The sequence below is a fragment of the Streptomyces sp. SCSIO ZS0520 genome (genome assembly GCF_025643355.1).
Taxonomy (GTDB): domain Bacteria; phylum Actinomycetota; class Actinomycetes; order Streptomycetales; family Streptomycetaceae; genus Streptomyces; species Streptomyces physcomitrii.
In genome coordinates this window covers 4,683,584-4,708,381 of record NZ_CP092644.1, presented here as the reverse complement: position 1 = coordinate 4,708,381, position 24,798 = coordinate 4,683,584, and the positions used below count along the sequence as shown (strand labels likewise).

22 protein-coding genes are annotated in these 24,798 nt (G+C 75.2%); 11 read left to right on the top strand and 11 right to left on the bottom strand.

The genetic code is table 11. The features are described 5' to 3' along the window. Window positions 1–11: 11 nt before the first annotated feature. From MID12_RS18605 to MID12_RS18585, 5 genes are all read right to left on the bottom strand, one after another. Window positions 12–350 carry a hypothetical protein gene (locus MID12_RS18605; RefSeq protein ID WP_263168924.1) on the bottom strand — a complete coding sequence of 113 codons (339 nt, stop codon included), beginning with the start codon at window positions 348–350 and terminating at the stop codon, window positions 12–14. Window positions 351–410: 60 nt separating this feature from the next. After that, window positions 411–1,100, bottom strand: a complete 690-nt coding sequence (locus tag MID12_RS18600) for a DUF6313 family protein (RefSeq protein WP_222106684.1) — start codon at window positions 1,098–1,100, stop codon at window positions 411–413. 108 nt (window positions 1,101–1,208) lie between these two features. Further along, entirely contained in the window at window positions 1,209–4,661 is a 3,453-nt protein-coding gene (locus MID12_RS18595; RefSeq protein WP_263168922.1) for a sacsin N-terminal ATP-binding-like domain-containing protein, read from the bottom strand. Window positions 4,662–4,848: 187 nt separating this feature from the next. Beyond that, window positions 4,849–5,415: a Uma2 family endonuclease gene (locus MID12_RS18590; protein WP_263168920.1), complete on the bottom strand. Its 567-nt coding sequence runs from the start codon at window positions 5,413–5,415 to the stop codon at window positions 4,849–4,851. 49 nt (window positions 5,416–5,464) lie between these two features. Next, a complete protein-coding gene (locus MID12_RS18585; RefSeq protein ID WP_263168917.1) occupies window positions 5,465–6,553 on the bottom strand; it encodes a DUF3027 domain-containing protein in 1,089 nt (362 codons plus the stop codon). Between the two features lie 343 nt (window positions 6,554–6,896). Here MID12_RS18585 and MID12_RS18580 point away from each other — a divergent pair, with 343 nt between their 5' ends. The 4 genes from MID12_RS18580 (at window position 6,897) to MID12_RS18565 (ending at window position 10,583) form a co-directional block, all read left to right on the top strand. Continuing rightward, window positions 6,897–8,399: an MFS transporter gene (locus tag MID12_RS18580; protein ID WP_411576973.1), complete on the top strand. Its 1,503-nt coding sequence runs from the start codon at window positions 6,897–6,899 to the stop codon at window positions 8,397–8,399. Window positions 8,400–8,471: 72 nt separating this feature from the next. Then, window positions 8,472–8,975, top strand: coding sequence for a DUF2771 domain-containing protein (locus MID12_RS18575; RefSeq protein WP_263168915.1), 504 nt, complete (start codon window positions 8,472–8,474; stop codon window positions 8,973–8,975). Further along, window positions 8,945–9,727: a futalosine hydrolase gene (locus MID12_RS18570; RefSeq protein ID WP_263173242.1), complete on the top strand. Its 783-nt coding sequence runs from the start codon at window positions 8,945–8,947 to the stop codon at window positions 9,725–9,727. The genes MID12_RS18575 and MID12_RS18570 overlap by 31 nt, the downstream gene beginning before the upstream one ends. Before the next feature lie 10 nt (window positions 9,728–9,737). After that, a complete protein-coding gene (locus MID12_RS18565; protein ID WP_263168912.1) occupies window positions 9,738–10,583 on the top strand; it encodes a 1,4-dihydroxy-6-naphthoate synthase in 846 nt (281 codons plus the stop codon). Between the two features lie 36 nt (window positions 10,584–10,619). On the opposite strand, the gene MID12_RS32295 is transcribed toward MID12_RS18565, so the two are convergent. Next, complete coding sequence (locus MID12_RS32295) at window positions 10,620–11,003, bottom strand: cold-shock protein (RefSeq protein ID WP_040252226.1); 384 nt, start codon at window positions 11,001–11,003, stop codon at window positions 10,620–10,622. 169 nt (window positions 11,004–11,172) lie between these two features. Between MID12_RS32295 and MID12_RS18555 the strand changes: the two genes are divergently transcribed. Next, window positions 11,173–11,427 carry a hypothetical protein gene (locus MID12_RS18555; RefSeq protein ID WP_263168911.1) on the top strand — a complete coding sequence of 85 codons (255 nt, stop codon included), beginning with the start codon at window positions 11,173–11,175 and terminating at the stop codon, window positions 11,425–11,427. A 275-nt stretch (window positions 11,428–11,702) separates the two neighbouring features. Here the strand turns inward: MID12_RS18555 and MID12_RS18550 are convergent, their stop codons facing one another. Together MID12_RS18550 and MID12_RS18545 are read right to left on the bottom strand one after the other, a co-directional pair. Beyond that, a complete protein-coding gene (locus MID12_RS18550) occupies window positions 11,703–12,356 on the bottom strand; it encodes an HAD family hydrolase (protein ID WP_052482445.1) in 654 nt (217 codons plus the stop codon). 469 nt (window positions 12,357–12,825) lie between these two features. After that, window positions 12,826–13,917 (bottom strand): hypothetical protein, encoded by a 1,092-nt coding sequence (locus MID12_RS18545; protein ID WP_263168909.1) that lies wholly within the window; start codon window positions 13,915–13,917, stop codon window positions 12,826–12,828. Between the two features lie 154 nt (window positions 13,918–14,071). On the opposite strand from MID12_RS18545, the gene MID12_RS18540 reads away from it, so the two are divergent. The 3 genes from MID12_RS18540 (at window position 14,072) to MID12_RS18530 (ending at window position 17,745) form a co-directional block, all read left to right on the top strand. Next, window positions 14,072–16,579, top strand: coding sequence for a helicase C-terminal domain-containing protein (locus tag MID12_RS18540; protein ID WP_263168905.1), 2,508 nt, complete (start codon window positions 14,072–14,074; stop codon window positions 16,577–16,579). Between the two features lie 134 nt (window positions 16,580–16,713). Next, the gene (locus tag MID12_RS18535) at window positions 16,714–17,322 is read left to right on the top strand and encodes a hypothetical protein (RefSeq protein ID WP_263168904.1); all 609 of its coding nucleotides are present in this window, start codon (window positions 16,714–16,716) and stop codon (window positions 17,320–17,322) included. Window positions 17,323–17,343: 21 nt separating this feature from the next. After that, complete coding sequence (locus MID12_RS18530; protein WP_263168902.1) at window positions 17,344–17,745, top strand: hypothetical protein; 402 nt, start codon at window positions 17,344–17,346, stop codon at window positions 17,743–17,745. 38 nt (window positions 17,746–17,783) lie between these two features. On the opposite strand, the gene MID12_RS18525 is transcribed toward MID12_RS18530, so the two are convergent. From MID12_RS18525 to MID12_RS18515, 3 genes are read right to left on the bottom strand one after another with little or no spacing between them, the layout of a single operon-like run. Continuing rightward, window positions 17,784–18,821, bottom strand: coding sequence for a carbon-nitrogen hydrolase family protein (locus MID12_RS18525; RefSeq protein ID WP_040252218.1), 1,038 nt, complete (start codon window positions 18,819–18,821; stop codon window positions 17,784–17,786). Beyond that, entirely contained in the window at window positions 18,821–21,232 is a 2,412-nt protein-coding gene (locus tag MID12_RS18520) for an FAD-dependent monooxygenase (RefSeq protein WP_263168898.1), read from the bottom strand. Before MID12_RS18520 ends, MID12_RS18525 begins: the two co-directional genes overlap by 1 nt. Further along, a complete protein-coding gene (locus MID12_RS18515; RefSeq protein ID WP_052482444.1) occupies window positions 21,232–21,669 on the bottom strand; it encodes an acyl-CoA thioesterase in 438 nt (145 codons plus the stop codon). The genes MID12_RS18520 and MID12_RS18515 overlap by 1 nt, the downstream gene beginning before the upstream one ends. A 189-nt stretch (window positions 21,670–21,858) precedes the next feature. On the opposite strand from MID12_RS18515, the gene MID12_RS18510 reads away from it, so the two are divergent. From MID12_RS18510 to MID12_RS18500, 3 genes are all read left to right on the top strand, one after another. Beyond that, window positions 21,859–22,980 carry a cupin domain-containing protein gene (locus MID12_RS18510; protein ID WP_040252212.1) on the top strand — a complete coding sequence of 374 codons (1,122 nt, stop codon included), beginning with the start codon at window positions 21,859–21,861 and terminating at the stop codon, window positions 22,978–22,980. 103 nt (window positions 22,981–23,083) lie between these two features. Further along, the gene (locus MID12_RS18505) at window positions 23,084–24,013 is read left to right on the top strand and encodes a fumarylacetoacetate hydrolase family protein (protein ID WP_263168892.1); all 930 of its coding nucleotides are present in this window, start codon (window positions 23,084–23,086) and stop codon (window positions 24,011–24,013) included. Then, entirely contained in the window at window positions 24,010–24,789 is a 780-nt protein-coding gene (locus MID12_RS18500; protein ID WP_040252205.1) for an Asp/Glu racemase, read from the top strand. Before MID12_RS18505 ends, MID12_RS18500 begins: the two co-directional genes overlap by 4 nt. Window positions 24,790–24,798 lie beyond the last annotated feature (9 nt).

Genomic DNA, 24,798 nt, shown 5'->3' with positions numbered 1-24,798 from the left:
TCCGGCGCGGATCACTCGTCCGGGTCGTCGGTGCCGATGCCCTCGCCGGGTTCCGCGGAGGTGAAGCCGCCGGGTGCCGCGGACGACGGGCGGCGCCAGGGCCGCCGCAGGCCGCGGACCTCCCGGCGGAGCCCCGCGTGTTCGGGGGCGACCTCGATCCGGGCCGCCATGACCTCCTCCAGGTCGGTCACCATGAGCAGGGCGCGGGGCAGGTCGAGCGAGGCCCCGTGCCCCTCCAGGCCCCAGCGCACGAGCAGCCGGGCGGCCTCGTCCAGGGCCGCGTCACTGGCCCCGGGCGAGGCCTTGGCCAGCGCGGACCGGGCTATCTCCACGGCGCTGCGTGTCTGCATGCCTTGCTCCTGGGGGCAGTTGGGGACCGGCGGCGGCCCGAAGGCTCGGCGCCGGAAGGCTCAGGGAGTGGTGGCGGGCGGGGTGTGCCGGGCCTCGCAGACCAGGCAGCGTCCGCTGAGCGCGAGGAGCCAGGCCAGCTCGCGGCAGAGGCTCTCCGCGAGCCGCAGCGCCTCCGTGCGGTCCAGATCGGCGAACTCCGCGGTGCACAGGGCGTCGCGTACCACGATCTCCCAGTGGTCCTGCGCCTCCGGCCAGTCGCCGCGGTGGGCGATGCGCACATAGGCGTCCAGGAACTGCTGCTGCTCCGACTTGTGGAAGAGCGCGCCCAACTTCGTGATCAGGGAGGGGAGTCGGCGCCGGTCCGCCCAAGTGCGCTTCTTGAAGAGGTTGTTGGGCGAGATCTCCTTGACGCTGCGGATCCGGGTGGCGATCACATGACCGGCCACGCCACCGATGATCGCGGGGACGAGCAGCCAGCCGATAACCGAGGCGGCCCACGGGAGGCCGTGGACCGGTGACTCGATCAGGGTGAAGACCCGGTACGCGGGGGCCCACCCCCAGGCGAAGCCCGCGGCGACCCACACCGCCGCCACCACGACCAGGATCAGCACGCCCCAGTCGATCACCCACTGGGTCAGCCCCGACAGCGCCTTGCGGGACCGGAAGGCGCGCCGCACCCCGGTCCCGCGCGGGGCGCGCCCGGGCGGGGTGAGGGCGGGCGGAAGCGGGGACGGGAGGCCGCTCGACATCCGTGGTCCTCCTTCGTGCCGTCAGCGGGGCACAGTGAGGGACGACTGGAGATGCGCCCGAGTTCCCGCCCCGAGCGGCCTACCGGCCCGCCGCCGGGGCCCCGCCCCTCAGTCGAACCACCGGTCCCGCGCCAACTCCTCGGTACGGGAGGGGTCTTCGAGCAGCGCGGCCACCTCGAAGCGGCGCGGCCACTGCCCCGCGGCCCAGGCCAGACCAGCGGCGACGCCTTCCACGGTGGCCGCGTGCACGGTGCCGTCGGGGGTGCGCCGCCAGTCGAACTCGACGCCGTCCACGTAAAGTTCCTCGTACTCGGTGTACGTCTCGGGGGTGCCGGGGCCGAGCAGGATGCGTACCGGTCCGGGCACCGGATGCACCACGCCGTCCCCGGTCACCGCGCCCCCGGCGGTCTCGCTGAGGCGGCGTACCTGGAGGAGTTCGGCGAGGGCGGCGGCCCGGTCGGGGCGGACCGGCAGCAGGGGGCGCCCGGCGGCCAGCGGAAGCAGGTCGGGGGTGTCGGCGACCACGGCCGACCCGGCGTCGAGCACCAGGACCTCGCCGTCCCGTACCGCGCGCAGCTCCTCCGGCAGGGTCACCTCCGCCGGGTCCAGCTCGGCCAGCAGGCTGTAGACGGCGTGCAGTTGGGCGGCGGTGACCTCGCGGTCCGGGTCGGCGAGGCGGTCCAGGAGTTCGGCGGCGCCGCCGGGTTCGTCGAGCAGGGCGGTGACCGAGGTGCGTACCCCGAGGGCGCGCAGGACCTGCTCGTCGTCGAAGCCGGTGGCGTCCGCGGAGTCGTAGAGACCGGCGAGCAGCGGGTCCGAGCCGGCCGCGCGCAGACCGGCGGGGCGGCGGCCGTCGAGCACCGGGTGCCCGCGCAGCCACCAGGCCGTGTAGGAGCGCACCGTCCGGGTGCCGCCGTCCGGCAGCAGCACCCGCACCTGCTGGATCAGGGCGTCCCGCAGCGGCGGCCGGGAGAGCTGGGCCAGTGCCTCGGGCCAGCGGTCGTCGTCGACGACCTCCAGGTCGCGTACGGCGAGCAGTTCGGTGGCGACCGGGGGCAGCGGGGTCTCGGGCAGCCGGTCGAGGACGTCCTCGCACCAGACGTCCACCGCGTCCAGCAGTCCGGCGTCGTCGGGTTCGGCGAAGTCGCCTTCCCTGGGGTCGAGTTCGTCCGGGTCGAGCACCACGTCGGTGGCGCGTACCAGGGCGAAGCCGGCGAGCACGCCGACGCCCGCAAGGGGCTGTTCGCCCCAGCGGGCGGCCCAGTCCGCGTCCACCAGGGCGAGTTCGCCCTCGCGCATCACGCGGGCGAAGGGGCTCCCGGGCAGGACGAGTTCGCCCGCCGGGGAGAGTTCGCCGTCCTCGTCGGGCAGCGCCAGCGCGCCGAGCCAGGGCTCCTCGCCCGGTTCCAGACCGGCGGCGCGGACCAACTCCAGGACGAGAGCGGCGAGTTCCTCGGCGCCGAGCGCCTCCTCGCCCTGGGTTTCGGCGAGTTGCCAGCCGTCGTCGTCGAGGGAGGCGGCGACCGCGGCCCGTACCTGAGGGGTGGTCAGGACGGCGCGCGGTGATGCGGGCAGCGCGCCGAGCTTCTCCAGGAGGGGGTGCGCCGCCTCGGGGTGGGCCACCTTGAGCCCGAGCCGGGCCAGCGCCTCGGGGGTGACAGCACCCTCCGCGGTGACCGCCTCCTCGGCCGTGCCCGGCCCGCTCCCGGCCAGGTCGCCGGTGCCCGGCAGCAGGACGTGCCGCGGCCCGAGGGCGGTGCGGCCGGTGCCGCCCGCGAGGGGGACCGGGAGGCCGCTGAGCCGGTCCGGGTCGACCCCGGCGAGGCTGTCGTAGAGCCGCCACCACCAGGAGGCTTCGCGTTCGATGCCGGTGAGCCGGTCGATCGCCTCGGTCAGCGGCACCCGGCGCACCCCGAGGGCGCGCAGCTCGCTGCGGCGCTCCAGGCCCCCGGGCAGCAGATTCGGCAGCACCTCGGCGAGGACCCGGACGGTCTCGGCGCCCGCGCCCTCCACCACCTCGGCGTCCCGCGGCCGCAGCGCCACCGGCGACTCCAGGGCCGAGGGCGCGGCCTCCTGCTCGGCGAGCGCGGCGAGGTCCCAGTCGGGCAGCGCGCCCGCCGGGGCCTCGGTCCTCGCGGACCCGGCGGCTCGCCGGTCCTCCCCCACCGCGGCGCCGCCTTCGAGGGCGGGCGGCAGGAAGGCGGTACGCGGGAGGGCGTCCAGAATTTGCTGCCGGAGCGCCCCGTCGAGGGCGCCCTCGCCGAGCGGGCCCGGCACCAGGCCGATGAGCCCTTCGCCGACCGGGCGCCAGGCGGCGAGGAGCGCGGTGTAGGCCTCGGCCGCCCGCTCGACGAGGAAGTCGGTGAGCGGTCCGGGAGCGGCGTGCCGCCGGCTCGGGTCCAGCGGCAGCGAGGCGATCAACAGGGCGGGTACGCCCAGGGGTTCGTCGCTGGGGGTCGGGGCATGCACCACCGGCGCGGTCCGCGGGCGCAGCGGGGCGCCCTCCTCGTCGAGCGGCACGGCCCAGGTCAACGACCAGTACGGGCGCAGCCGTTCCTCGACCGGACGGTCCGCGAGCAGCTCGGCGGCGAGCGGCCCGCCGTGGCTCACACAGCGCCAGCGGCTCGTACCGTCGCGGGTGTCGGAGAGGGTGACGTCGGTGGGGGAGCCGAGTACGGGGGTGGTCGACTGCCCTGCGGCCGCCGTCGCTTCGGCGTCCCCGGCCCGCAACTGGTCCGTGGAGAAGTCCTGTCGGGCGGCCCCGATGCCCGACTGGCCGACGGATACGGCCGGTTCGGCGAGGGGTGCCGGGACGACCGCGGTGCGGCTGAGGACGCGGACGCCCTCCTCGGTCTCGACGACCACCTCGTCGAGGCCGGGCAGCGTGAGCAGCAGCGCGTCGTCCACACCGTCGAGGAGGCGGGTCACCAGGTCCTCGGCCGCGGCGTCGCGCAGCGGCAGGACGACCACGGTGTCGTACGGCTCGGGGGCGCTGGCCTCGGCCGCGAACGGCAGCCGCAGCAGCGGGAGATGGCCGTCCCGGCGGCGCAGCTCGTCGGCGAGGCCGGGGCTGGACCCGGCGGTCTCCGCGGCGAGGGCGCGGGCCTCGGCGAGGGACCAGCGGACGCCGCCGTGGCGGCCGAGGACGGCGGGCTCGTCGGTGACGGCGAGCACGGCGGCGAAGCCGACGCCGAAGCGGCCCACGGTGTGCCCGGCGGCGTCGCCCTCCTCGCGCTTGGCGGAGGCGCGCAGCGTGGACAGCGACTCGGCGCCCGCGGCGTCCAGCGGGGCACCGGTGTTGGCGGCCGCCAGGACCTTTCCGCGCAGGGTCAGCCGCAGTCTGCCGGGGACCTTCGCGCGGGCGGCGGCGTCCGCCGCGTTCTGCGCCAGCTCGACGACGAGGCGGTCGCGGTAGCCGCCGAGCGCGAGGTCCTCCTCGGCGTTGGCGTCCTCGCGGAAGCGCGCCGGGCTCGCCGCCCAGGCGTCGAGCACCCCGCGCCGCAGCCGGGCGGTCCCGAAGGGATCCGCTCCTTCGGGAGCCGGCCGCACGTAGTCGCTCACGGTGCTCACTCCTTGTCGCCCGTACGCGGCAGACGCCCCGCACAGGGCCGAAGGTACCGCGCCCGCGGCACACCTCCCTCACCCGCCCGGCAGGAGCGGCCCACCGGAGCGGCGAAACCGGAACGGGGCCTGGCCCGGGACATCGGACAGCCACCGGAGGAAGTCGCCGCCGAGGTGACAGCGGACCTCAACTCACTTCGTCACGCCGCCAGTTGCCTTCCGGCTCGGGGCGCGGCAGCTCATCGAGGTCGAGAGTGAAGGTGCGTCCGTCGGCGAGCTCCAGCGGGAGCTTGCCCGTGCCGTACCGTTGCGTGCGCGTGGTGATGTAGCCGGTTCCAGTGGGCTCGGTGTGGACGCGGACCTCCGCGGCGTACGGGTCGACGATCACGTAGACCGGGATGCCGTAGCGGCCGTACTTGGTGGTGCAGTCGTCGTAGTCCTTGCGTGCCGAGGAGACCGACACCACCTCCGCGATCAGCAGCACGTCCTCGAAGCTGTAGCGCGTTCCCTGCCGCTGGGCGTCCTCGCGCAGGATGGCGAAGTCCGGGGCGGAATTCTCGTCGGCCGGGAAGTCGATGTAGACATCGGAAGCGGTCTTCGCGTGGCGCCCGAGAGCGAGCGAGTCGATCTGCATCGACTTGATCGTGCTGGAGCGCTCGAAGCTCTGCGGGGTCATGATCACCTTCCCGTCGGTGCCGAAGAAGACCGTGTATCCGGCGGGGAACTCGGTGTGCATGATCGCATCGACGCTCATCCTGGACTCCTTCCCGTCACCTCACAGAATAGGGCTGCCCACGCCCGGTCTAGGAGTGCCCGAACTCCTCCGCAGGCCCCTCCGTCTGCACCGAGCCCGAGTCCGGGGCGGGCCGCAGCGGCAGCGGGTCGACCCGGGTCTCGTCGAGGACCGGGGGCACCGGCTGGGGCGGTTTGGGCATCACTGCGGCCTCGGAGTGGCCGCCGCAGCCGTAGGAGAGGGAGACCACGCGGCCGTCCGCCGGGGAGAACTCGTTGGCGCAGACGCCGAAGGCCTGGCGCAGCGAGCCCGCGACCGGGACCAGGAAACCGCAGGAGGCACAGGAGGCGGGCGCCGCCTGGGCCATGGTCGTCTTCGGGCCGTAGGACTCCTCCCAGCGGTCGGCCGCGGTGTGCAGCCCGTAGCGGGACAGGACGCGGGCGCGGCCCATGCCCAGTTCCTCGGCGACCTCGGTGATCGCGCCGCGGGAGGTGGCGGGCGCGGTGCGGCCGGTGGGGACCGGGGTGCCGACCCGGGCGGCGGGTCCGGGGGTGACCTCGGCGTCCTCCGCCTCGGCGAGCGCGGCGAGGTCCTCGGAGACCTCGCCGGGGGCCGCGGCGGGAGCGGCCGAGGTGTCCACGCCGGGGACCGCGTCCGGGGCGGCCGCCTCCTCGGCGAGCACGGCGGCCGCGGCGACATCGGCGCCCGCGGCGGCGGACTCGGCCACCGAGGGCTCGGCGACGACCGAGTTGGGCGGCGGATTGTCCTCGTCGGACCAGCCGGGCTCCAGGCGCAGGTCCTCGGCGTCGGTGGGCAGCAGGTCGCCGGGGCCGAGGTCGCCCGGGCGCAGCCGCTCGCTCCAGGGGACCCACTCGGGGGCGAGCAGCGAGTCGGGGCCAGGCAGCAGAACGGTTTCGTCCAGGGTGACCACCTTCGCGCGGGAGGCGCGGGCCACGGTGACGGCCCAGCGCCAGCCCCGGTAGCCGCTCTCCTCGCAGGCGAAGAGGTGGGTGACGACCCGGTCGCCCTCGGAGACGGCGCCCACGTGGTCGCCGACGACGCCGGGCGCCGCGGCCTCCTCGGCCGCCGCCCTCGCCAGGTCGACGGCCTCGGCGCAGAGGCGGTCGGGGGTGCGGCTTCGCGTTGTCGCTGCGCTCACAGGTATCGCTTCTCTCCTACGCCGTCTCACGAGTACGCCCCGGTGGCGGGAGCGCGGACGGAGCGGACCGGTGGGCCGCGTCGACGTCCACACCCGGTGTCCCCGGGCGCACCTGTGCCTTCCATTCTGCAAGAGGGCCATCAGGCGCGCGGCCAGAATCAACCGCCGCGGGCGCTGCTTCGGGTGAGCCCCGCCGGTCGGCGGACTCACTCATCAGGGCACGCTACCCTCTCGGCGCCTTGACGCGCACCGCGACCTCCGGTCACGGGTGCCGCGGGCGCGCCGCGGGGACCCGGCGGCGCGGGCGGCTACGGGTGCGGCGCGGACAGTGCACTATTGCGGGGTGGCAGCTGCCAGGTCGACCCACTCCTTCGACAGAGCCGGACCCGGACAGCCCGGACCCGCGAGCCGGGCGGTCCGGGCTCTCGGGCGTGCCCTGCACCGGCCGTTCACCGGCGCGGCCCGGCAGATCCGCAAGGCGACGCACGCGCACGGCGCGGGCGAGTCGGGCCTCGGCAAGCTGATCGAGCTGCACGCGGTGAACGGCGCCGGGGACGTGATGATCACGGTGGCGCTCGCCTCCACGGTCTTCTTCTCGGTGCCGACGGACGAGGCCCGCGGGCGCGTCGCGCTCTACCTGGCGATCACCATGGCCCCGTTCACCCTGCTCGCCCCGGTGATCGGCCCGCTCCTGGACCGGCTGCCGCACGGCCGCCGCGCGGCGATGGCCGCCTCGATGCTGGCCCGGGCGCTGCTCGCGCTGATGCTCTCCGGGGCGGTGGCGACCGGCAGCCTGGAGCTGTATCCGGCGGCGCTCGGCGTCCTGGTGGCCTCGAAGGCGTACGGGGTGGTGCGCAGCGCGGTCGTCCCGCGGCTGCTGCCGCCGGGCTTCTCGCTGGTGAAGGCGAACTCCCGGGTGACGCTAGGCGGTCTGCTCGCGACGGCCGCGGCGGCGCCGATCGGGGCGGGGCTGCACCAGATCGGCCCGCCCTGGCCGCTGTACGGGGCCTTCGTGCTCTTCGTGGCGGGCATGTTCCTCTCGCTGTCGATGCCGCCCAAGGTGGACTCCGCGAAGGGCGAGCGCCGGGCGCTGCTCGCCGCCGACGAGGAGCATCTGCGCCTGGCCCGGATGCGGGAGCGCCGGGCGGAGCCGGGCAGGGGCAGGTCCCAGGGCGCCGGGTCCGCGGCCGGGGACGGCAAGGACACCAAGGAGGGCAAGGAGGCCAAGGAGGCCAAGGAGCGCAAGCCGGGCCTCAGGACGGTCGGGCCCGCGGTCACCCACGCGCTGGCCGCCAACGCCTCGCTGCGCGGCCTGTCCGGATTCCTCATCTTCTTCCTGGCGTTCCTGCTGCGCCAGGAGCCGCTGGCCGGGCAGAGCGCGGCGGTCTCGCTCGGGATAGTGGGCGTGGCGGCGGGCACCGGCAACGCGCTCGGCACGGCGGTCGGGGCCTGGCTGAAGGCCCGCGGCCCGGAGATCATCATCGTCACGGTGTGCGGGCTCGCCCTCGGGGTGGCGATCTGCGCCGCGGTCTTCTTCGGCGCGGTGGCGGTGGCCGCGCTCGGCGCCACCGCCGGTTTCGGCCAGGCGCTCGCCAAGCTCTCCCTCGACGCGCTGATCCAGCGGGACGTGCCGGAGCTGGTGCGCACCAGCGCCTTCGCCCGCTCCGAGACGCTGCTGCAGATGTCCTGGGTGCTCGGCGGGGCGATCGGGATCTCCCTGCCGCTGGTCGGCTCGCTCGGCCTCTCGGTGGCCGCGGGCATCGTCGCCCTTGGCTGGTTGTCGACGGTACGGGGACTGCTCGCGGCGGCACGCCATCGCGGGGGGCGGCGCGCACGGCTGGCCTGACCGGGCACGATGCGGGCGGCACGCCGCCTTTCAGCACACCGGAGCAGCACGGCCGCGGTTAACCTTTCGGCCATGACCACCCCGCTCGCGGCCGAGCCGCCCGCCCCCGCGACCTCGGCCCGCCGCCGCGCCTTCGCCGTACTCGCCGCCGCCGCGGCCGGTCCCCTGGTCCTGACCGCCTGCGACAAGCCGACCCCGATCGCGACCGTCACCGTGGGCACCGACTCGGTGCACTCCGAGGCCGAGTGCTACAACGAGGGCGACGAGCCGCTGAGCACCGAGCAGGTCAAGTCCTGCCTCACCGCGAGCAAAGGCATCAAGACGATCAAGGTGCACGCGGACGAGACCGTGCGCTTCGGCGTCGAACCGGACATCGCGGACAAGGGCTGGGCCCTGCTCCTGAACGGCCAGCCCATCACCGAGCCCCTGAAGCGGACGTACACCACCGTCCCGGGCAGCGTCTTCTTCAACCAGCAGTACGGGGCGCAGGGCGACTCGACCACCGTCTCCATCGCCAAGGGCGATAATCAGAAGGCCTACGGCCTCTGGTCGTTCAAGCTGACGAAGGAAGACTGACGAAACCGCCGCGCATACTCCTCGCCACCGCGGTCCCGCAGGAACGGGACGCGGTGGCGCGGGCGTTCACCGAAGCCGCGGGGGAACGGCGGCTGCCCGGCGGCACCGTCCTGCACCGGGTGCGGACCGCCGCGCACCCCGGCGCCCCCGTCGCCGACCTGCTCGCGGCGGGCGTGGGCCCGGCCCGGGCCGCCGCCGCCACCGCGAGCGCGCTGACCGCCGCCGCGCTCGCGGGCGAACCGTACGGCCTGGTGGTCAGCGCGGGCATCGGCGGCGGCTTCCTGCCCGCGGCGCCGGTCGGCTCGCTGGTGCTCGCCGAGCTGATCACCGCCGCCGACCTGGGCGCCGAGTCGCCCGAGGGCTTCCTGCCGGTCACCGCGCTCGGCTTCGGCACCGTCACGCACACCCCGCCGCCCGCCCTGGTGCGCCGGGCCGCCGCCGCGCTCGGCTGCCCCGCGGGCGAGGTGCTCACCGTCTCCACGGTCACCGGCAGCGCCGCGCGCGCCGCCCAACTGCGCGCCCGCCATCCGCGGGCCCTCGCCGAGGCGATGGAGGGCTTCGGGGTGGCCGAGGCCGCCGCCGCGCACGGCTGCCCGGTCGCCGAGCTGCGCGCCGTCTCGAACCCGGTGGGCCCCCGCGACCGCGCCGCCTGGAAGATCCCGGAGGCCTTCGCGGCGCTGACCGGGGGAATGCGGAAATTCCTGCCCGTACTGGAGAGTTGGACCGAGGAACAGGTCCCCGACCGAGGATGAGCTGAGCCACGTGACCGAGCCGCTGCGGATCGCCTACTCGCCCTGCCCGAACGACACCTTCGTCTTCGACGCCTGGGCCCACGGACGGCTGCCCGGCGCACCCGGCCTCGACGTCACCTTCGCCGACATCCACCTCACCAACGGCATGGCCGAACGCGGCGAGCTGGACGTCCTGAAGGTCTCCTACGCGGTGCTGCCCTGGGTCCTCGACGAGTACGCGCTGCTGCCCTGCGGCGGCGCGCTCGGCCGCGGCTGCGGTCCGCTGGTGCTCACCCGGGAGCCGGACGCCCCGCTGACCGGCAAGCGGGTCGCGGTGCCGAGCGAGCGCTCGACCGCGTATCTGCTGTTCCGGCTGTGGGCGGCCGAGCAGGTGCCCGGCGGGGTCGGCGAGGTCGTGGTGATGCCCTTCGAGCGGATCATGCCCGCGGTGCGCGACGGCGAGATCGACGCCGGGCTCGTCATCCACGAGGCCCGCTTCACCTACCAGGACTACGGGCTGCACCGGCTGGCCGACCTCGGCGAGCACTGGGAGGACACCACCGGGCTGCCGATCCCGCTCGGCGCGATCATCGCCCGGCGCTCGCTCGGCGCCGAGCGCCTCGAACTGCTCGCCGAGTCCGCCCGCCGCTCGGTCCGCGCGGCCTGGGACGACCCGGCCGCCTCCCGGCCCTATGTCCTCGCGCACGCCCAGGAGATGGACCCGGCCGTCGCGGACCAGCACATCGGCCTGTACGTCAACGAGTTCACCGCCGGTCTCGGCGAGGAGGGCTACGCCGCCGTCCGCGGACTGCTCACCCGGGCGGCGGCCGAGGGACTGGTCCCGGCGCTGCCGCCCGCGGCGCTGGCCTTTCCCTGAAGGCCTCGCGGCTGAGGGGCGGCGGGCGGCGAGGGCTCAGACGTCGAGCTGGTCGGCGACCGCCCGCAGCAGTCCGGCGATCTGCTTGCCGGCCGCCTTGTCGGGGTAGCGGCCCTTCTCCAGCATCGGGGTGATGTTCTCCAGGAGGGTGGTCAAGTCCTGCACGATGGAGGCGAGTTCGTCCGGTTTGCGGCGCTGGGCGGCGGCCACCGAGGGTGCCGGGTCGAGCAGCGTCACCGAGAGCGCCTGGTCCCCGCGCTGGCCCGCGACCACGCCGAACTCGACACGCTGGCCCGGCTTCAGGCCCTCGACGCCTTCGGGGAGTACGGAGGAGTGCACGAAGACGTCGCCGCCGTCGTCGCGGGAGAGGAAGCCGAAGCCCTTCTCGCTGTTGAACCATTTGACCTTGCCGGTGGGCATGAAGTCAGTCCTCGTCTTCGTACTCGGTGTTCGCTGAAGGGCCGTCGGTCGGCCTGCCCGGTACCCGCAGAGCAGCGGGCCGCCTGCCCGGTACCACTGCCATGATCCCCGAGCCGGGCACGCGGCGCCGCCGGTTTCTCGCCTATGCGCTGGGAACTACCCTGCTCGGGTGCGAGACAAAACCACGGACAGCGGCGCCGGACCCGGCGACCGGCTGGTGCGCGCCGGAGCCGCCGTCTTCTTCCTCGGCGCGCTCGCCACCCTGGCCACCCTGGTCCCGCTCCTCCTCGGCACCGCCCCGCTGCCCACCTCCATGTTCCTGCTCAGCATGCTCATGGGCGCCGGCTTCCTGCTCGCCGCGGCCGGCCTGTACCGGTCGGCCGCCGCCCAGCGCCGCGCGGCCCGCACCGCCCGACAGGGCTGACCGCCGACCGGGACGGCACCCGGTCCGCCGCATACCGGACGGCCGTCAGGTACATACCGGCCGTCCGTCTTGTACCGGCCGGTCACCCCGCTTCCCGTCCGACCCGCACCCTCCGCTCCGGACTCGGATATCCCCCCGTCCCCCGGGTCCCGTACGCCTCACCACCGGCGCGTCCGGCCGTCAGAGGCCCGTGTCACCGACACGTCCGGCCGTCAGGGGCCCGCGTCAGCAGTACGTGTCCGTCAGGGGGCCCGCGTCACCGGTACGTACGGCCGTCAGGCGGCCCCCCGCGCGTGCCGACCGAACCACTCGGGGAAGGCGGCGAGGTCGTCGAGGAGGACATCGGCGCCCTCGGCGCGCAGTTCGTCCGCGCTGCAGGGGCCGCTCGGCACCGAGACCGCGAGGGCGCCCGCCGCCCGGGCGCCGCGGACATCGGCCAGGTGGTCGCCGACGTAGACGCCCGCCCCGTGCTCGCGCAGCGCGAGCGCCTTGGCCTCCGCCCACAACCCGCCCACCAGGGCGTCCGGTTCGAGATCCAGATACGAGAGGTGCAGCGCGGCCAGCGGCTGCGACTTCGCGGTCACCACCAGCGTCCGGCCGCCCTGTTCGCGCACCGCGGCCAGCGACTCGCGGGCGCCCGGCAGCGCGCGGCTGGGCTCGATCGCCATCTGCCGGTACAGCTCGCGGTAGCGGACGGCGGTCTCCTCGATCGCCGCCTCGGGGAACCAGTGGGCGAGTTCCTGCTCCAGCGGCGGGCCGAGCCTGCTCACCGCGAGGTCGGCGTCTATCCGGATGCCGGTCTCCTCGGCGAGGGCGCGGTAGGTGGCGTGGATGCCGGGCCGGGTGTCGACCAGGGTCATGTCCAGGTCGAAACCGACGGTGGGTACGGGGCGGTCGGCGGGCGGGGGCACGGTCGCGGGGGAAGCCATGCGGCAATTGTGCCGAGGGGGTACGGGGCACCGGCGGGCCGGGGCGGGTGGCGAAGATCACCGCCGGGCCGCCCCGTGGCGAAGGCCACAGCAGGCGTACTCGGTACCGAGGTTCACCAGCCGGCCGACCCGGTCGCGAAGGTCGCCCCCGGCCCACCCGGTGGCGAAGGTCACCGCAGGCGTGCTCGACACCGAGGTTCGCCGCCAGCCGACCGGTGGCAAGGGCCGCCCCCGGTCCACCCGGTGGCGAAAGTCACCGCAGGCGTGCTCGGCACCGAGGTTCGCCGCCAGCCGACCGGTGGCAAAGGCCGCTCCCGGCCCACCCGGCGGCGAAAGTCACCGCCCGCACACCCGAGGGCGAAGGCCACGCTGGACCCACCCGGCGGCGAAGATCACCGCCCGCGCACCGAGCCCGCGGTCACCGCCCGCACCCGCAGCCCGCCACCGTCCACCCGCCCCGGCTCACCACTCACCGCCCCCGCTGGGAGCGCCACACCACGTACGCCGCCGAGGCGAGGGCGGCCGCGCGCAGTACCCAGGGCCAGGTGTCGGCGATCGCCCCGCTCATCTCGCCGTCGGCGATGGCCTCGCCCCAGCGGCCGCGGGCTCTGCCCCACAGCCAGACGGCGCCGCCGAGCAGCGAGAGGCCGGGCAGGACGAGGACTGCGGTCTTGGACTCGGCGGGGGTCAGCCGCCGGGAGAGGTAGGCGATCAGCCAGCCCACGGCGAGGACGACGGGGTTGCCGAGCACCGCGCCCGCGAGCAGGCTGAGCGCGGCGAGCAGCAGCAGCGGATTGCTCCAGCCGCCCGCCAGCAGCCGCAGCCGCCCGCGGGCGACGGCCTCCTCGGCCGCTTCCTCCTCGGCGTCCTCGGCCTCCTCCGCCGTGCCGGACTTGCCCGCGGGCAGCGGCTTGCTGAGGTCGGCCTTCTGCGGGGGCGGACGCAGTATCTCCGGGATCTCGATGCCGCCGACGAATCCGGGCACGCTCTCGCCGGGCCCGAAGGGCGTCCGGTCGCTGCGCCACCAGTCCGCCCCGGCGCTCTGGTCGCCCAGCTCCACCGCGCTGGCGAGATGCGGCGGCGAGGGCACCTCGGCGGGCGGCGGCTCCTCCTCGGTACGGGGCCGGGGCGCCCGGCGGCGCAGGCTCTTCGGCAGCAGCCGGGGCTGCTCCGCCTCCTCCCCCGGCGCCTTCTGCTCCCCCGGGGTCTCCGGCCGCGCGGGGCGGGACCGCTTGCCGAGCAGTCCCCGGCGGGCGGGCGCGGGGGGCCGCTCGTCCTCCCGCTGGGAGGGGACCGCGGCCGGTGAGGGCGGCGCCGCACCGGCGGCCGGGGCGCCGCCGCCCGCCGCCGTGACCCGCTCCTCGGGGCTGCCCAGGCGGTCGAGCAGGCGCCGCACGGAGGCCGGGGTGTCGTCGGAGGTCCTGGCCCTGCGCTGCTCGATCTCGTTGCGCAGCTCGGACACCAGGCGCATCCGGGCGCCCGACGGCAGCTGCCGCTGCTGGGCCAGGTCGCCGACCCGGCTCAGATAGTCGAAGACGAGCTGATCGCTCTCGATCCCCACGAAGTCCCCTCCGGGGCGCGCGCGTTGATGGTCCCCGCCGACCGACCGTATCGCGATCCGGGGTCCGTCCGCGTGAGCCCCGGCCGTTCCCCGCATCGTCCGCACGCCCCTCGCGCGCCCCCGCCTGTCACCCGCACCCGCTACCGTGGGCCGGATGAGCGCTCACGTACCGGCAGCCGGTCCCACCGCGGCGGGGGACGGGGCAGCGGCCCCCGCAGGCGCGCCCCGTTCGCTCGCCGAGTCGCTGCGGGCGCACGACGACGAGGCGCTCGCGGCACTCCTGCGCGCCCGCCCCGACCTGCTCTCCCCGGTGCCGCACGATGTGGGCCAGCTGGCGACCAGGGCGGGCACCCGGGCCTCCGTGGTCCGCGCCCTGGAGCACCTGGACCGCTTCGCCCTGGAGAGCGCGGAGGCGCTGGCCGTCGCGCCCGACCCCGCCTCGTACGAGGAACTGCTCACCCTCATGGCGGGCGAGGAGCGCGATCCGGCGGTGGCGGCGGCGCTGCCGCGGGCGCTCGGCACCCTGCGCGGGCGGGCCCTGGTCTGGGGCGAGGACGACCGGCTGCGCCTGGTGCGCACCGCCCGGGAGTTGCTCAGCCCCTCCCCGCAGCACCCCTCCCCCACCGGCCTCGGGCCCACCCTGGCGGAGTCCTGCACCGGCATCTCGCCGGGCCGCGTCCAGGAGATCGTGGTGACGGCGGGCCTGGAGACCACCCACGACCCCGTCTCGGCGGTCGGCTCGCTCACCGCGCTCTTCACCGACCGCGCCCGGATGGCGGCGCTGCTCGCCGAGGCGCCCGAGGCGGCCCACGAGGTCCTGGACCGCCTGAAGTGGGGCCCGCCGTACGGGAAGGTGACCGCCGAACCGGCCGCGCACCTGCGCTGGCTGCTCGACCGCGGGCTGCTGCTGCCGACCGCGCCGGGCACCGTGGTGCTCCCGCGCGAGGCGGCGCTGCACCTGCGCGCCGGGCACGCGCACCGCGAGACCCACCCCGAGCCGCCCGCCCTGCTCGCCGCCGCGGAGCACAGCGCCAGGATCGTGGACGCCACCGCCGCCGGTCAGGCGTGGACCGCGCTGAACACCGTCGAGGAGCTCCTGCGCGACTGGGACGAGGGCGGCCCCGCGGTGCTGCGCGCGGGCGGGCTGAGCGTGCGCGACCTCAAGCGCACCGCCGCCGCCCTGGACACCACCGAGCAGCTGGCCGCCTTCTGGCTCGAACTCGCCCACTGCGCGGGCCTGCTCGCCGCCGACGGCGAGGCCGAGGAGCGCTTCGCGGCCACCCCCGCCTACGACCAGTGGCAGGATCTCCCGGACTCCGAGCGCTGGTCCTGGCTGGCCGGCGCCTGGCTCACCGCCACCCGCACCGCGGGCCTGGCCGGCGGCCGGGACGCCAAGGACCGGGCGCTGTCGGCGCTCGGCCCCGGGCTGGACCGCTCCGCGGCGCCCGAGGTGCGCCACCGGGTCCTCACGCTCCTCGCCGAGTTGCCCGAAGGCGCCGCCGCCACCGCCGAGTCCGTGCTCGACCGCCTCGCCTGGGAGCGGCCGCGGCGCGCGCGGACCCGCGAGGAGGGCGAGGGCCAGGAGGACCTGCGCGCCCGCCTCGCCCGCTGGACCCTCGACGAGGCCGAACTCCTCGGCGTCACGGGCCGCGGCGCGCTCTCGGCGCACGGCCGGGCGCTCCTCGGCGAGCCGCAGGCGGCGGAGGGGCACGGCCAGGCCGAGGCCGCCGTCAGCGCCGCCCGGGCCGGGCGGCTGCTCGCCCCGCTGCTGCCGGAGCCGGTGGACGAGGTGCTGCTCCAGGCCGACCTGACCGCGGTGGCGCCGGGCCCGCTGCGCCGCCCCCTCGCCCAGCTGCTCGGGGTGCTCGCCGATGTCGAGTCCAAGGGCGGCGCGACCGTCTACCGCTTCACCCCCGGCTCGGTACGCCGCGCCCTGGACGCCGGGCAGACCGCCGCCGAGCTGCACGCCTTCCTCGCCGCGCACTCCCGCACCCCGGTGCCGCAGCCGCTGGCCTATCTGATCGACGACGTGGCCCGAAGACACGGCCGGCTGCGGATCGGCGCCGCCTCCGCGTACGTCCGCTGCGACGACGAGGCCGTGCTCGGGGAGATCCTGGCCGACCGGCGGGCCCAGCCGCTGCGCCTGCGGCGGCTCGCGCCGACCGTGCTCGCCGCCCAGGCCGACCCGGGCACCCTCCTGGAGACCCTGCGCGCGATCGGCTTCGCCCCGGCCGCCGAGTCCCCCGAGGGCGAGGTCCTCATCACCCGCGCCGACTCCCGCCGCACCGCCCCGCGCAGCGCCCCCGAACCGGTCCCCGAAGGCCCCCCGGCCCCCGGAACCGCCCTGGTCCAGGCGGCGGTACGGGCCATCCGCGCGGGCGACCTCGCCTCCGCCGCCCCCCGCCGCGGGCTCCCCGAACCCGGTCAGGAGGGCGAACTCCCGCGCACCACCGCCGCGGAGACCCTGGCCACCGTGCAGGCCGCGGTGCTCACCAACGAGGCCCTGTGGATCGGGTACGTCAACGCGGAGGGCACCGCGAGCCAGCGGGTGATCGCCCCCATCCGCGTCGAGGGCGGCTTCGTGACGGCCTTCGACCACACGGCGGACGAGGTGCGGACGTATCCGCTGCACCGGATCACCGGGGTGGCGGAGCTGGCGTAGGCGCGTGGCAGGGTGGTGGGGGCCGCCCAGGCCGGGGTGCGCGGGCGGACCGGCCAAGTCGCTTACGCAACCGGGGGGTTGGGGTGGGCCAGGAGCTCTACGCCGAGCGGTCGTGGAATCCGCTCGCGCGGACCGTGAGACTGACCGAGGACGGACTGCGGGCGCACGGCAGGACCATGCCGTGCGCCGAGCTGAACCTCGGCGCGATGGCCGAGGCCTATCGGCGCGGGCACTGGCTCGGCGGCGGCGGGACCGAACGCCCGCTGGAGCTGCTGCCCCAGGGGACCGGGGTCGTCCCGGTCACCCGCGCCACCGGGACGAGCAGGCCGGTCGAGGTGCGGCACGCCGCTGAATTCGCCCGCGCGCTGGGCGAGTTGGCCGTACGGCAGTGCGGCGGGCCCGAGCAGGTCGCCGCCCTCGCGGCCCGGGCCGAGGCCGAGGGGGTGCCGCTGTGGATCGCGCGGCGCCAGGCACCGGGGCCCGCGGGTCCGGTCACCGTGGCGGTCGACCGGCGGCTGGCGCGGGTGGATGTGTGGGGGCCGGGGGCTCCGGTCGTCCGCCTCCGGGCGCCGGAGGGTTTCTCCCGTCTGATCAGTCCGTCCCAGGGCCTGGCGCTGACCGTCGGCGAGGTCCCGGCGGAGTTGAGGCTGCGCAAGAAGCTGCGGAAGGCGAAGAGTTCGGTCCGGGTCGGGCTCGACGCGCGCGCGTGGGTGCTGCGGCGGGAGACCCCCGACAGTTCGTAGCTGCTGAGCGGTGAGCGGCGGGTGGCCTTCCTGACCCGCCCGCCGCGGTGGGCGAAGCCCGAGCGGGACACGCTGCTGCTGCCGCTCGCCCGGGTGCTGCACCAGAACCCGGATCCGCTGGACGCCGTCATGGCGCATCTCTTCGCCGTGGCCTTCGGGCTCGGGGACGCCACCGGCCTCGCGCGGTTCCGCTCCCCGCAGCACCGGGAGCCGGGCCGCAGCGAGCCGGTCGCCCTCGACCTCGACTGGGACCGCCCCTGGTTCAGCAACCTCGGCAGCGGCGGCCAGGACAACGAACCCGGGGGCGGCGACGGTTGGGGCTCGGACGGCGGCGACGGCGGAAGCGGTGACGGCGGCGGCGATGGCGGAGGAGACGGCGGGGGTGACGGCGGCGGAGGTGACGGCGGCGGTGGCGGCGACTGACCCGGGAGCCGGGCGGGCGGCGGGAGGACGCCGGTGGATCAGCCGTCCTCCCGCCGCGGCTCCCCCTCCCACGGCCCGAGCACCGGTCCCGGGCTGAACTCCCCCTGCCGTACGACGGGTTGGCGGGCCGTGGTGTCGTGGTGGAGGCGGAAGACGTCGAAGCGGTTGTAGTGGCCGATGATGTCGTGCATCTGCTTGGGGGCGAGGCAGCGGGCGAGGTCGATCTCGGCGTAGACGATGCCCTCCTCGTCGACCAGGGGCTCGCTCAGCGGGCGGCCGTCGGGGCCGAAGACGCCGGACAGGGCGCTGCGCGGGCGGCGCATGGTCGCGGCGATCCGCGGGTCCTCGCTCGCCGCGATCTCGATCATCTCCTCGGTGACGGTCGAACAGGACACCAGGGAGAAGAGCTTGCCCTCGAAGGAGTGGGCGGCGGTGCGGATGGCGATGGCCTCGGACATGTCGTAGTCGGCGGGCGCCACCGGCAGCGCGATGTAGTTGGCGATGTGCACCAGCTCGCCCTGCGCCAACAGGGCATAGCGGGCAAGGGTGTTGGTGTTCTCCCCGCAGGCGAGCACACCGAGCGGGCCCACCGGGGTGCGGTGCACCCGTACCGAACTGCCGTCCCCGCCGGTCCAGGTGAGCTTCTCCGCCCAGGTCGGCACCAGCTTGCGGTGCACCCCGAGCAGCGAACCGTCGGGGCCGATGACCAGGACGCTGTTGTAGAGGACGCCGAGGCTGTGCGCGCCGCGCTCGTTGACGCCGATGACGACCGTGGTGCGGGTGGCGGCCGCCGCCGCGCGCAGGGCGTCCACCTCGGGGCCGGGCACATCGATCGCCGCCCGGTAGAGCCGTTCGTACCAGGCGGAGCCCTGGACCGGGTTCATCGTCCAGTTCCAGTACGGGTAGCCGGGGACGAACACCTCGGGGAACGCGAGGAGCCGGGCGCCCTGGCCCGCGGCCTCCTCGATGAGGGCGACGGCCTTGCGGACGGTGGCCGCGGCGTCGAGGTAGACCGGCGCGGCCTGCACCGCGGCGGCGGTGAAGCGGGGGAACTCGTCCTGTCCGAAAAGCTGCATCAGTCGGTCCCTTCGGTACGGGGCTCGGCCGCTTCCCCTGGCTCGGGCCGCCAGCGCCGGTGGAGGGCGGGTGCGGTGGCCGGGTGCAGGGTGAGCGCGGGGCGTTCCCGGCCGCCCGAGGGAGGCGGGGTGCTGCCGGGCAGCAGGTGGCGGGGCCAGGGGGCGCCGGGGCCGCGGTAGCCGAGTTCAGCGGCGGCGTGCAGGGTCCAGGCGGGGTCGTACAGCTGGACCCGGCCGAGGGCCACCAGGTCGGCGCGCCCGGCGAGCAGGCTGGAGTTGACGTCGTCGTACGAGGAGTAGCCGCCGACGGCGATGACCGGGACGGCGGCCTCGGCGCGGATCCGGGCGGCGAAGGGGGTCTGGTAGGTGCGGCCGTAGGCGGGGCGCTCCCAGGGGACGACCTCGCCGCTGGAGACCTCGATCGCGTCCGCCCCTGCGGCGTGCAGGGCCGCCGCGATCCGTACCGCCTCCTCGATCCGGGTGCCGCCCTCGGCCCAGTCGCAGGCGGAGATCCGCACCAGCAGGGGCTTGGCGGCGGGCCAGGCCGCGCGCACCCGGGTCAGTACGCGCAGCGGGAAGCGGAGGCGGGCCTCCAGGCTTCCGCCGTAGGCGTCGGTGCGGTGGTTGGTGAGCGGGGAGAGGAAGGAGGAGAGCAGGAAGCCGTGGCCGGCCTGGATCTCCAGTACGTCGAATCCGGCGGCCTCCGCGCGCTCCGCCGCCTGCCCGAACTCCTCGGTGAGGGTGTCGAGTTCGGCCTCGGTGAGTTCCCGGGGCGCGGGGTGGTCCGCCCAGGCGAGCGGGGAGGGGGCGCAGGTCTCCCAGCCACCCTCGGTGAGCGGGGTGCCGAGCGAGCCGCGCTCCGGCACGGCGGTGGAGCCCTTGCGCCCGCTGTGGTTGAGCTGCACGCCGATCGCGGCGCCGCTCTGCCGGTGCACGAGTGCGGTGATCCGGCGCCAGGGCGCGATCTGCGCGTCCTCCCACAGCCCGGGGCAGGCGGGGGTGGTCCGGCCGGTGGGGCTGACCGCGGTCATCCCGGCGAGGACCAGGCCGGGACCGCCGAGCGCGGCACCGCCGAGGTGCAGCAACTCGGCCTCCCCGACCCGGCCTCGGGCATCGGCGGTGTAGGTGGCCACCGGTGCGGCGACCACCCGGTTGCGCAGGTCCAGGCCGCCGAGGCGGCAGGGCTGGAAGAGCGGCGGGGCGGGGCGCTCGGTGCCGGACGGCTCCGCGGGCCGCCCGGTGGGCGGGAGCGAGTCGGCGTACCAGCGCTCCAGGGAGTCGGCGTACCGCGGATCGCGTATCCGCAGGTTGCCGTGGGTGACCCGGCGGCTGCGGCTGAGCAGGTTGAAGGCGAACTGCTCGGGCTCCTGGCCGACCGCGTGCCGTACCGTCTCGAACCACTCCAGGCTTGCCTGCGCGGCCCGTTGGGTGGAGGCGACCACGGGCCTGCGGTCCTGCTCGTAGCACTCCAGAGCGGTGGCGAGGTCCTGGTGCCCGGACTGGAGGGCGGCGGCGAGGGCGAGGGCGTCCTCCATGGCGAGCTTGGTGCCGGAGCCGATGGAGAAGTGCGCGGTGTGCGCGGCGTCGCCGAGGAGCACCGTATTGCCGTACCGCCAGGTGCGGTTGCGCACCGTGGTGAAGCGCACCCAGCGGGAGTTGTTGCCGAGCAGCCGCCTGCCGCCGAGGTGCTCGTCGAGCAGCGCGGCGCAGCGGGCGATGCTCGCCTCGTCGCTCGCACCCGGCGCGGGCTCCCGTGCCGCCAGGGCCTCGAAGCCCGCGGCGCGCCAGGTGGCGGAGTCCATCTCGACGATGAAGGTGGAGCGTTCGCGGCTGTACGGGTAGGCGTGCACCTGCACCGGGCCGTGCGGGGTCTCGACGACGAGGAAGGTGAAGGCCTCCAGGGGGCGGTCGACGGCGAGCCACATATAGCGGCAGTCGCGGGCGTCCAGGGAGGGCTGGAAGACATCGGCGTACTTGGCGCGGATCGCCGAGTGCACCCCGTCGGCGGCGATCACCAGGTCGTTCTCGCGGGCGAGTTGGTCGGCGGGCGGGGCCGCCGCGCCGTACCGCAGCCGCACGCCGAGGTCCCGGCAGCGCTCCTGGAGCAGTTGGAGCAGCCGCTTGCGGGAGAGGGCGGCGAAGCCGTGGCCGCCGGAGGTCACCACCCGGCCGCGGTAGTGGATGTCGATATCGCTCCAGCGGGCGAACTCGCTCTCCATGGCGGCGAATACGCCCGGGTCGGCGGCCGCGATCCCGTCCAGGGTCTCGTCGGAGAAGACCACGCCGAAGCCGAAGGTGTCGTCGGCGGCGTTGCGTTCGTGGACGGTGATCTCGCGGGAGGGGTCCAACTGCTGGGCGAGCGCGGCGAAGTAGAGCCCGGCCGGGCCGCCGCCGACCACCGCGATCCGCATCAGGAGCGCACCTCCTCGGCGGCGGCGAAGGCGGTGCGCACCTCGGCGGGCCAGGGGGTGGCCGCGGGCGCGTCGGGTTCGGCGTGCACCACCACCAGGCGGCCCTCGGCGGCCAGTCCCTCGCGCCCGTGCACCTCGAAGGCGTAGGCGAGCGAGGTGCGGCCGAGGCGCTCCACCCGCAGACGGGTGCTGACCTCCTCGCCGAACCACAGCCGGGCGCGGTAGTCGACCTCGTGGCGGACCCGGGGCGCGCGGCCGAAGAGCCACTCCAGGCCGTGCGCGCGCAGGAGTTGGGCCTCGGCGGCCTCGACCCAGCGCAGGATCGCCGAGTGGTGCTGGTGGCCCGCGGCGTCGGTGTCGACCCACTCCACGCGGCGCTTGAGGGTGACGGCGAGCGGGGCGGGGCCCGGGGCCGCCGCGGGGTCCGGTGCGTTCATCTGGTCCTCCAGTCTCCCGGCGCCCGTGCCTTCGGCACGCGCGGTCCTTCGACACTCCACTCCCGGCCTCTTGACACCCCCGAAGCTATAGCGTGACTATGACGACCGTCAACAGAACGAAACACGGGGGCGGGCAGGACACGAGCGCGGACGACAGCGGACGGCGACGCCGGACGGAGAGGCGCGGAGATGACGTACAGCGACGACGTACTGGGCCGGGCGCGGGTCAGCGACACGGCGGACCTGAAGGCGTACTACGAGCGGCTGGCCGGGCACGAGGCCGGCGCCCTGTGGACCGTGGCCAACGAGATCGAACCCTGGTACCCGCAGCCCAAGTCGGTGCCGGTGCTCTGGTCGTACGAGAAGCTGCGCCCGCTGGTCCTGGAGTCGCTCGCCCTGGTCAAGGGCGACGAGGCGGGGCGCCGGGTGGTGATGCTGGTCAACCCGGGCCGCAAGGACGTCTCCGCGGCCGTGGGCATGCTCTACACCGGGCTCCAGGTCATGGGCCCCGGCGAGTCGATGACCGCCCACCGCCACCAGGCCGCCGCGCTGCGCTTCGTGGTCGAGGGGCAGGGCGCCTGGACCATCGTGGACGGGCAGAAACTCCGGGTCGGCCCCCGCGACTTCGCGATCACCCCGAACTGGACCTGGCACGAGCACGGCAACGAGAGCCCCGAGGACACCGGCGGCCCGGTCATCTGGCAGGACGGCCTGGACATCCCGCTGGTCAACGCGCACGACGCGGGCTTCTACGAGGTCCACCCCGAGCTGTACCAGCAGCCGCGGCCGACCCCCGACTCCTCGCTGCTGACCTACGGTTCGGGCGTACTGCGCCCCTTCGGCTTCGAGGACGGCTGGCACAAGCCCTACTCGCCGCTGTTCGCCTACCCCTGGGAGCGGGCCTACCCGGCGCTGCTCGACGCGGCCAGGGCGAGCGCCGGTTCGCCGTACGACGGGATCATCCTGGAGTACAGCAACCCGCTGACCGGCGGCCCGGTGATGCCGACCATGGGCGCCCATCTCCAACTGCTGCAACCGGGCCAGGCGACCCGGGCGCACCGGCACACCGGCTCGGTGGTCTACAACGTCGCCAAGGGCAGCGGGAGTTCGGTGATCGCCGGGCAGCGCTTCGACTGGCGCGAGGGCGACATCTTCGCGGTGCCCTCCTGGGCCTGGCACGAGCACGCGAACGCCGACGCCTCCGAGGACGCCGTCCTCTTCTCCTTCAACGACTTCCCGGTGATGCGCTCCCTCGGCTTCTGGCGCGAGGAGGCCTACCCCGACAACGACGGCCACCAGCCCCTCGCCTGAGGAGGCGAGGAACCGGGGAGCTGAAGCCGAGGAGCACCACCCGCACGGCAGGACCGCACGGCCCGGCCCACCAGGGCCCGAACGAGAGGGAGTTGGAGTACGCATGCTGCTCGTCAGCTATGTCCGCGAGGACGAGGTGCGCCGCCTCGGCGTCCAGGACCAGGACGCGGTGCTCGACGTCGCCGCGCTGGCGGCCGCGCACGGGGCGCCGCTCCCGGGACTCGGCGAGGCCCCCGCCTCGGTACGGGACGCGATCGGGGCGGGGCCCGAACTCCTCGTACGGCTGCGGGAGTTGCTGGCCGCTCCGGTCCCGGAGGGGGTGCGCCTGCCGCTCTCCGCGGTGCGGCTGCGGGCGCCGCTGCGGCCCGGGAAGGTGGTCGGGGTCGGCCTCAACTACACCGAGCACGTGGCCGAGTCGGCGCGCACCCTGGACACCGACAAGGAACTCCCGCAGCGTCCGGTGCTCTTCAGCAAGCCCGCCACCGCGGTCACCGGGCCCGGTGAACCCATCTGGCACAACGGCGAGTTGACCGCCCAGCTGGACTGGGAGTGCGAACTCGCCGTGGTCATCGGGAAGACGGCCCGCCGGGTGCGCCCCGAGGACGCCCTGGACCATGTCTTCGGCTACAGCATCGTCAACGACATCAGCGCCCGCGACCAGCGCCGCGGCGGGCAGTGGTTCTTCTCCAAGGGCCAGGACTCCTACGCCCCGCTGGGCCCCGCGGTCCGCACCGCCGACACGGTCCCCGACCCGCAGAACCTGGACCTGCTGCTCAAGGTCAACGGCGAGGTCAAGCAGAAGGGCAACACCCGGCACATGCTCTTCCGCATCCCCGAACTCATCGCCGACATCAGCTCCGGCCTGACCCTGGAACCGGGCGATGTCATCGCCACCGGCTCCCCGGCAGGCGTCGGGGCGAGCTTCACCCCGCAGCAGTTCCTCACCCCCGGCGACGTGGTGGAGGCGAGCATCGAGTCGATCGGCACCCTGCGCAACCCGGTGGTGGACGCGCGCGAGGCGGAGCGGGGATGAGCCGCCGACTCGCCTACCGCATCGGGCAGATCGTGCCCAGTTCCAATGTGACCATGGAGACCGAGATACCGGCCCTCTTCCGGGCCAGGGAGCAGGTCGCCCCGGAGCGCTTCACCTTCCACTCCAGCCGGATGCGGATGAAGGAGGTGCGCGCGGAGGAACTGGCCGCCATGGACGCCGACTCCACCCGCTGCGCCGCCGAACTCTCCGACGCCCGCGTCGACGTCCTCGGCTACGCCTGCCTGGTCGCCATCATGAGCATGGGGCGCGGCTACCACCGCGCCAGCGAGGAGAAGCTCACCGCGATCACCCGCGAGAACGGCGCCGAGGCACCGGTGGTGACCAGCGCCGGTGCCCTGGTCGGCGCGCTGCACACGATGGGCGCGCGCACCATCACCCTGGTCGCCCCCTATCTGAAGCCGCTGACCCGCACCGTCGTGGACTACCTGGCCGCCGAGGGCATCGAGACCGCCGACTTCACCGCCCTGGAGATCCCCGACAACCTGCGGGTCGCCGCCCACGACCCGGACGAACTCCTGCCGATCGTACGGCAGTTGGACCACAGCCAGGCCGACGCGGTCGTCCTCTCCGCCTGTGTGCAGCTCCCCTCGCTGACCTCGGTCGAACGCGTCGAGCAGGAGTTGGGCAAGCCGGTGCTGTCGGCCTCCATCGCCACCGCGCACCAGCTGATGCGGGCCCTGGACCTGCCCGCCCTCGCCCCCGGCGCGGGCACTCTGCTCTCCGGCGCCTACGCCGAGTCCCCGCTGCCCTCCTGAGAAGGGCCA

What these genes read in the sequence shown, in the direction of transcription:
- MID12_RS18520 (WP_263168898.1), bottom strand. Translation starts at nt 21,232, where the DNA reads ATGCGGATCGCGGTGGTCGGCGGCGGCCCGGCCGGGCTCTACTTCGCC.
- MID12_RS18605 (WP_263168924.1), bottom strand. Translation starts at nt 350, where the DNA reads ATGCAGACACGCAGCGCCGTGGAGATAGCCCGGTCCGCGCTGGCCAAG.
- MID12_RS32295 (WP_040252226.1), bottom strand. Translation starts at nt 11,003, where the DNA reads ATGCCCACCGGCAAGGTCAAATGGTTCAACAGCGAGAAGGGCTTCGGC.
- MID12_RS18540 (WP_263168905.1), top strand. Translation starts at nt 14,072, where the DNA reads ATGAGCGCTCACGTACCGGCAGCCGGTCCCACCGCGGCGGGGGACGGG.
- MID12_RS18550 (WP_052482445.1), bottom strand. Translation starts at nt 12,356, where the DNA reads ATGGCTTCCCCCGCGACCGTGCCCCCGCCCGCCGACCGCCCCGTACCC.
- MID12_RS18525 (WP_040252218.1), bottom strand. Translation starts at nt 18,821, where the DNA reads ATGCAGCTTTTCGGACAGGACGAGTTCCCCCGCTTCACCGCCGCCGCG.
- MID12_RS18515 (WP_052482444.1), bottom strand. Translation starts at nt 21,669, where the DNA reads ATGAACGCACCGGACCCCGCGGCGGCCCCGGGCCCCGCCCCGCTCGCC.
- MID12_RS18510 (WP_040252212.1), top strand. Translation starts at nt 21,859, where the DNA reads ATGACGTACAGCGACGACGTACTGGGCCGGGCGCGGGTCAGCGACACG.
- MID12_RS18500 (WP_040252205.1), top strand. Translation starts at nt 24,010, where the DNA reads ATGAGCCGCCGACTCGCCTACCGCATCGGGCAGATCGTGCCCAGTTCC.
- MID12_RS18600 (WP_222106684.1), bottom strand. Translation starts at nt 1,100, where the DNA reads ATGTCGAGCGGCCTCCCGTCCCCGCTTCCGCCCGCCCTCACCCCGCCC.
- MID12_RS18590 (WP_263168920.1), bottom strand. Translation starts at nt 5,415, where the DNA reads ATGAGCGTCGATGCGATCATGCACACCGAGTTCCCCGCCGGATACACG.
- MID12_RS18505 (WP_263168892.1), top strand. Translation starts at nt 23,084, where the DNA reads ATGCTGCTCGTCAGCTATGTCCGCGAGGACGAGGTGCGCCGCCTCGGC.
- MID12_RS18575 (WP_263168915.1), top strand. Translation starts at nt 8,472, where the DNA reads ATGACCACCCCGCTCGCGGCCGAGCCGCCCGCCCCCGCGACCTCGGCC.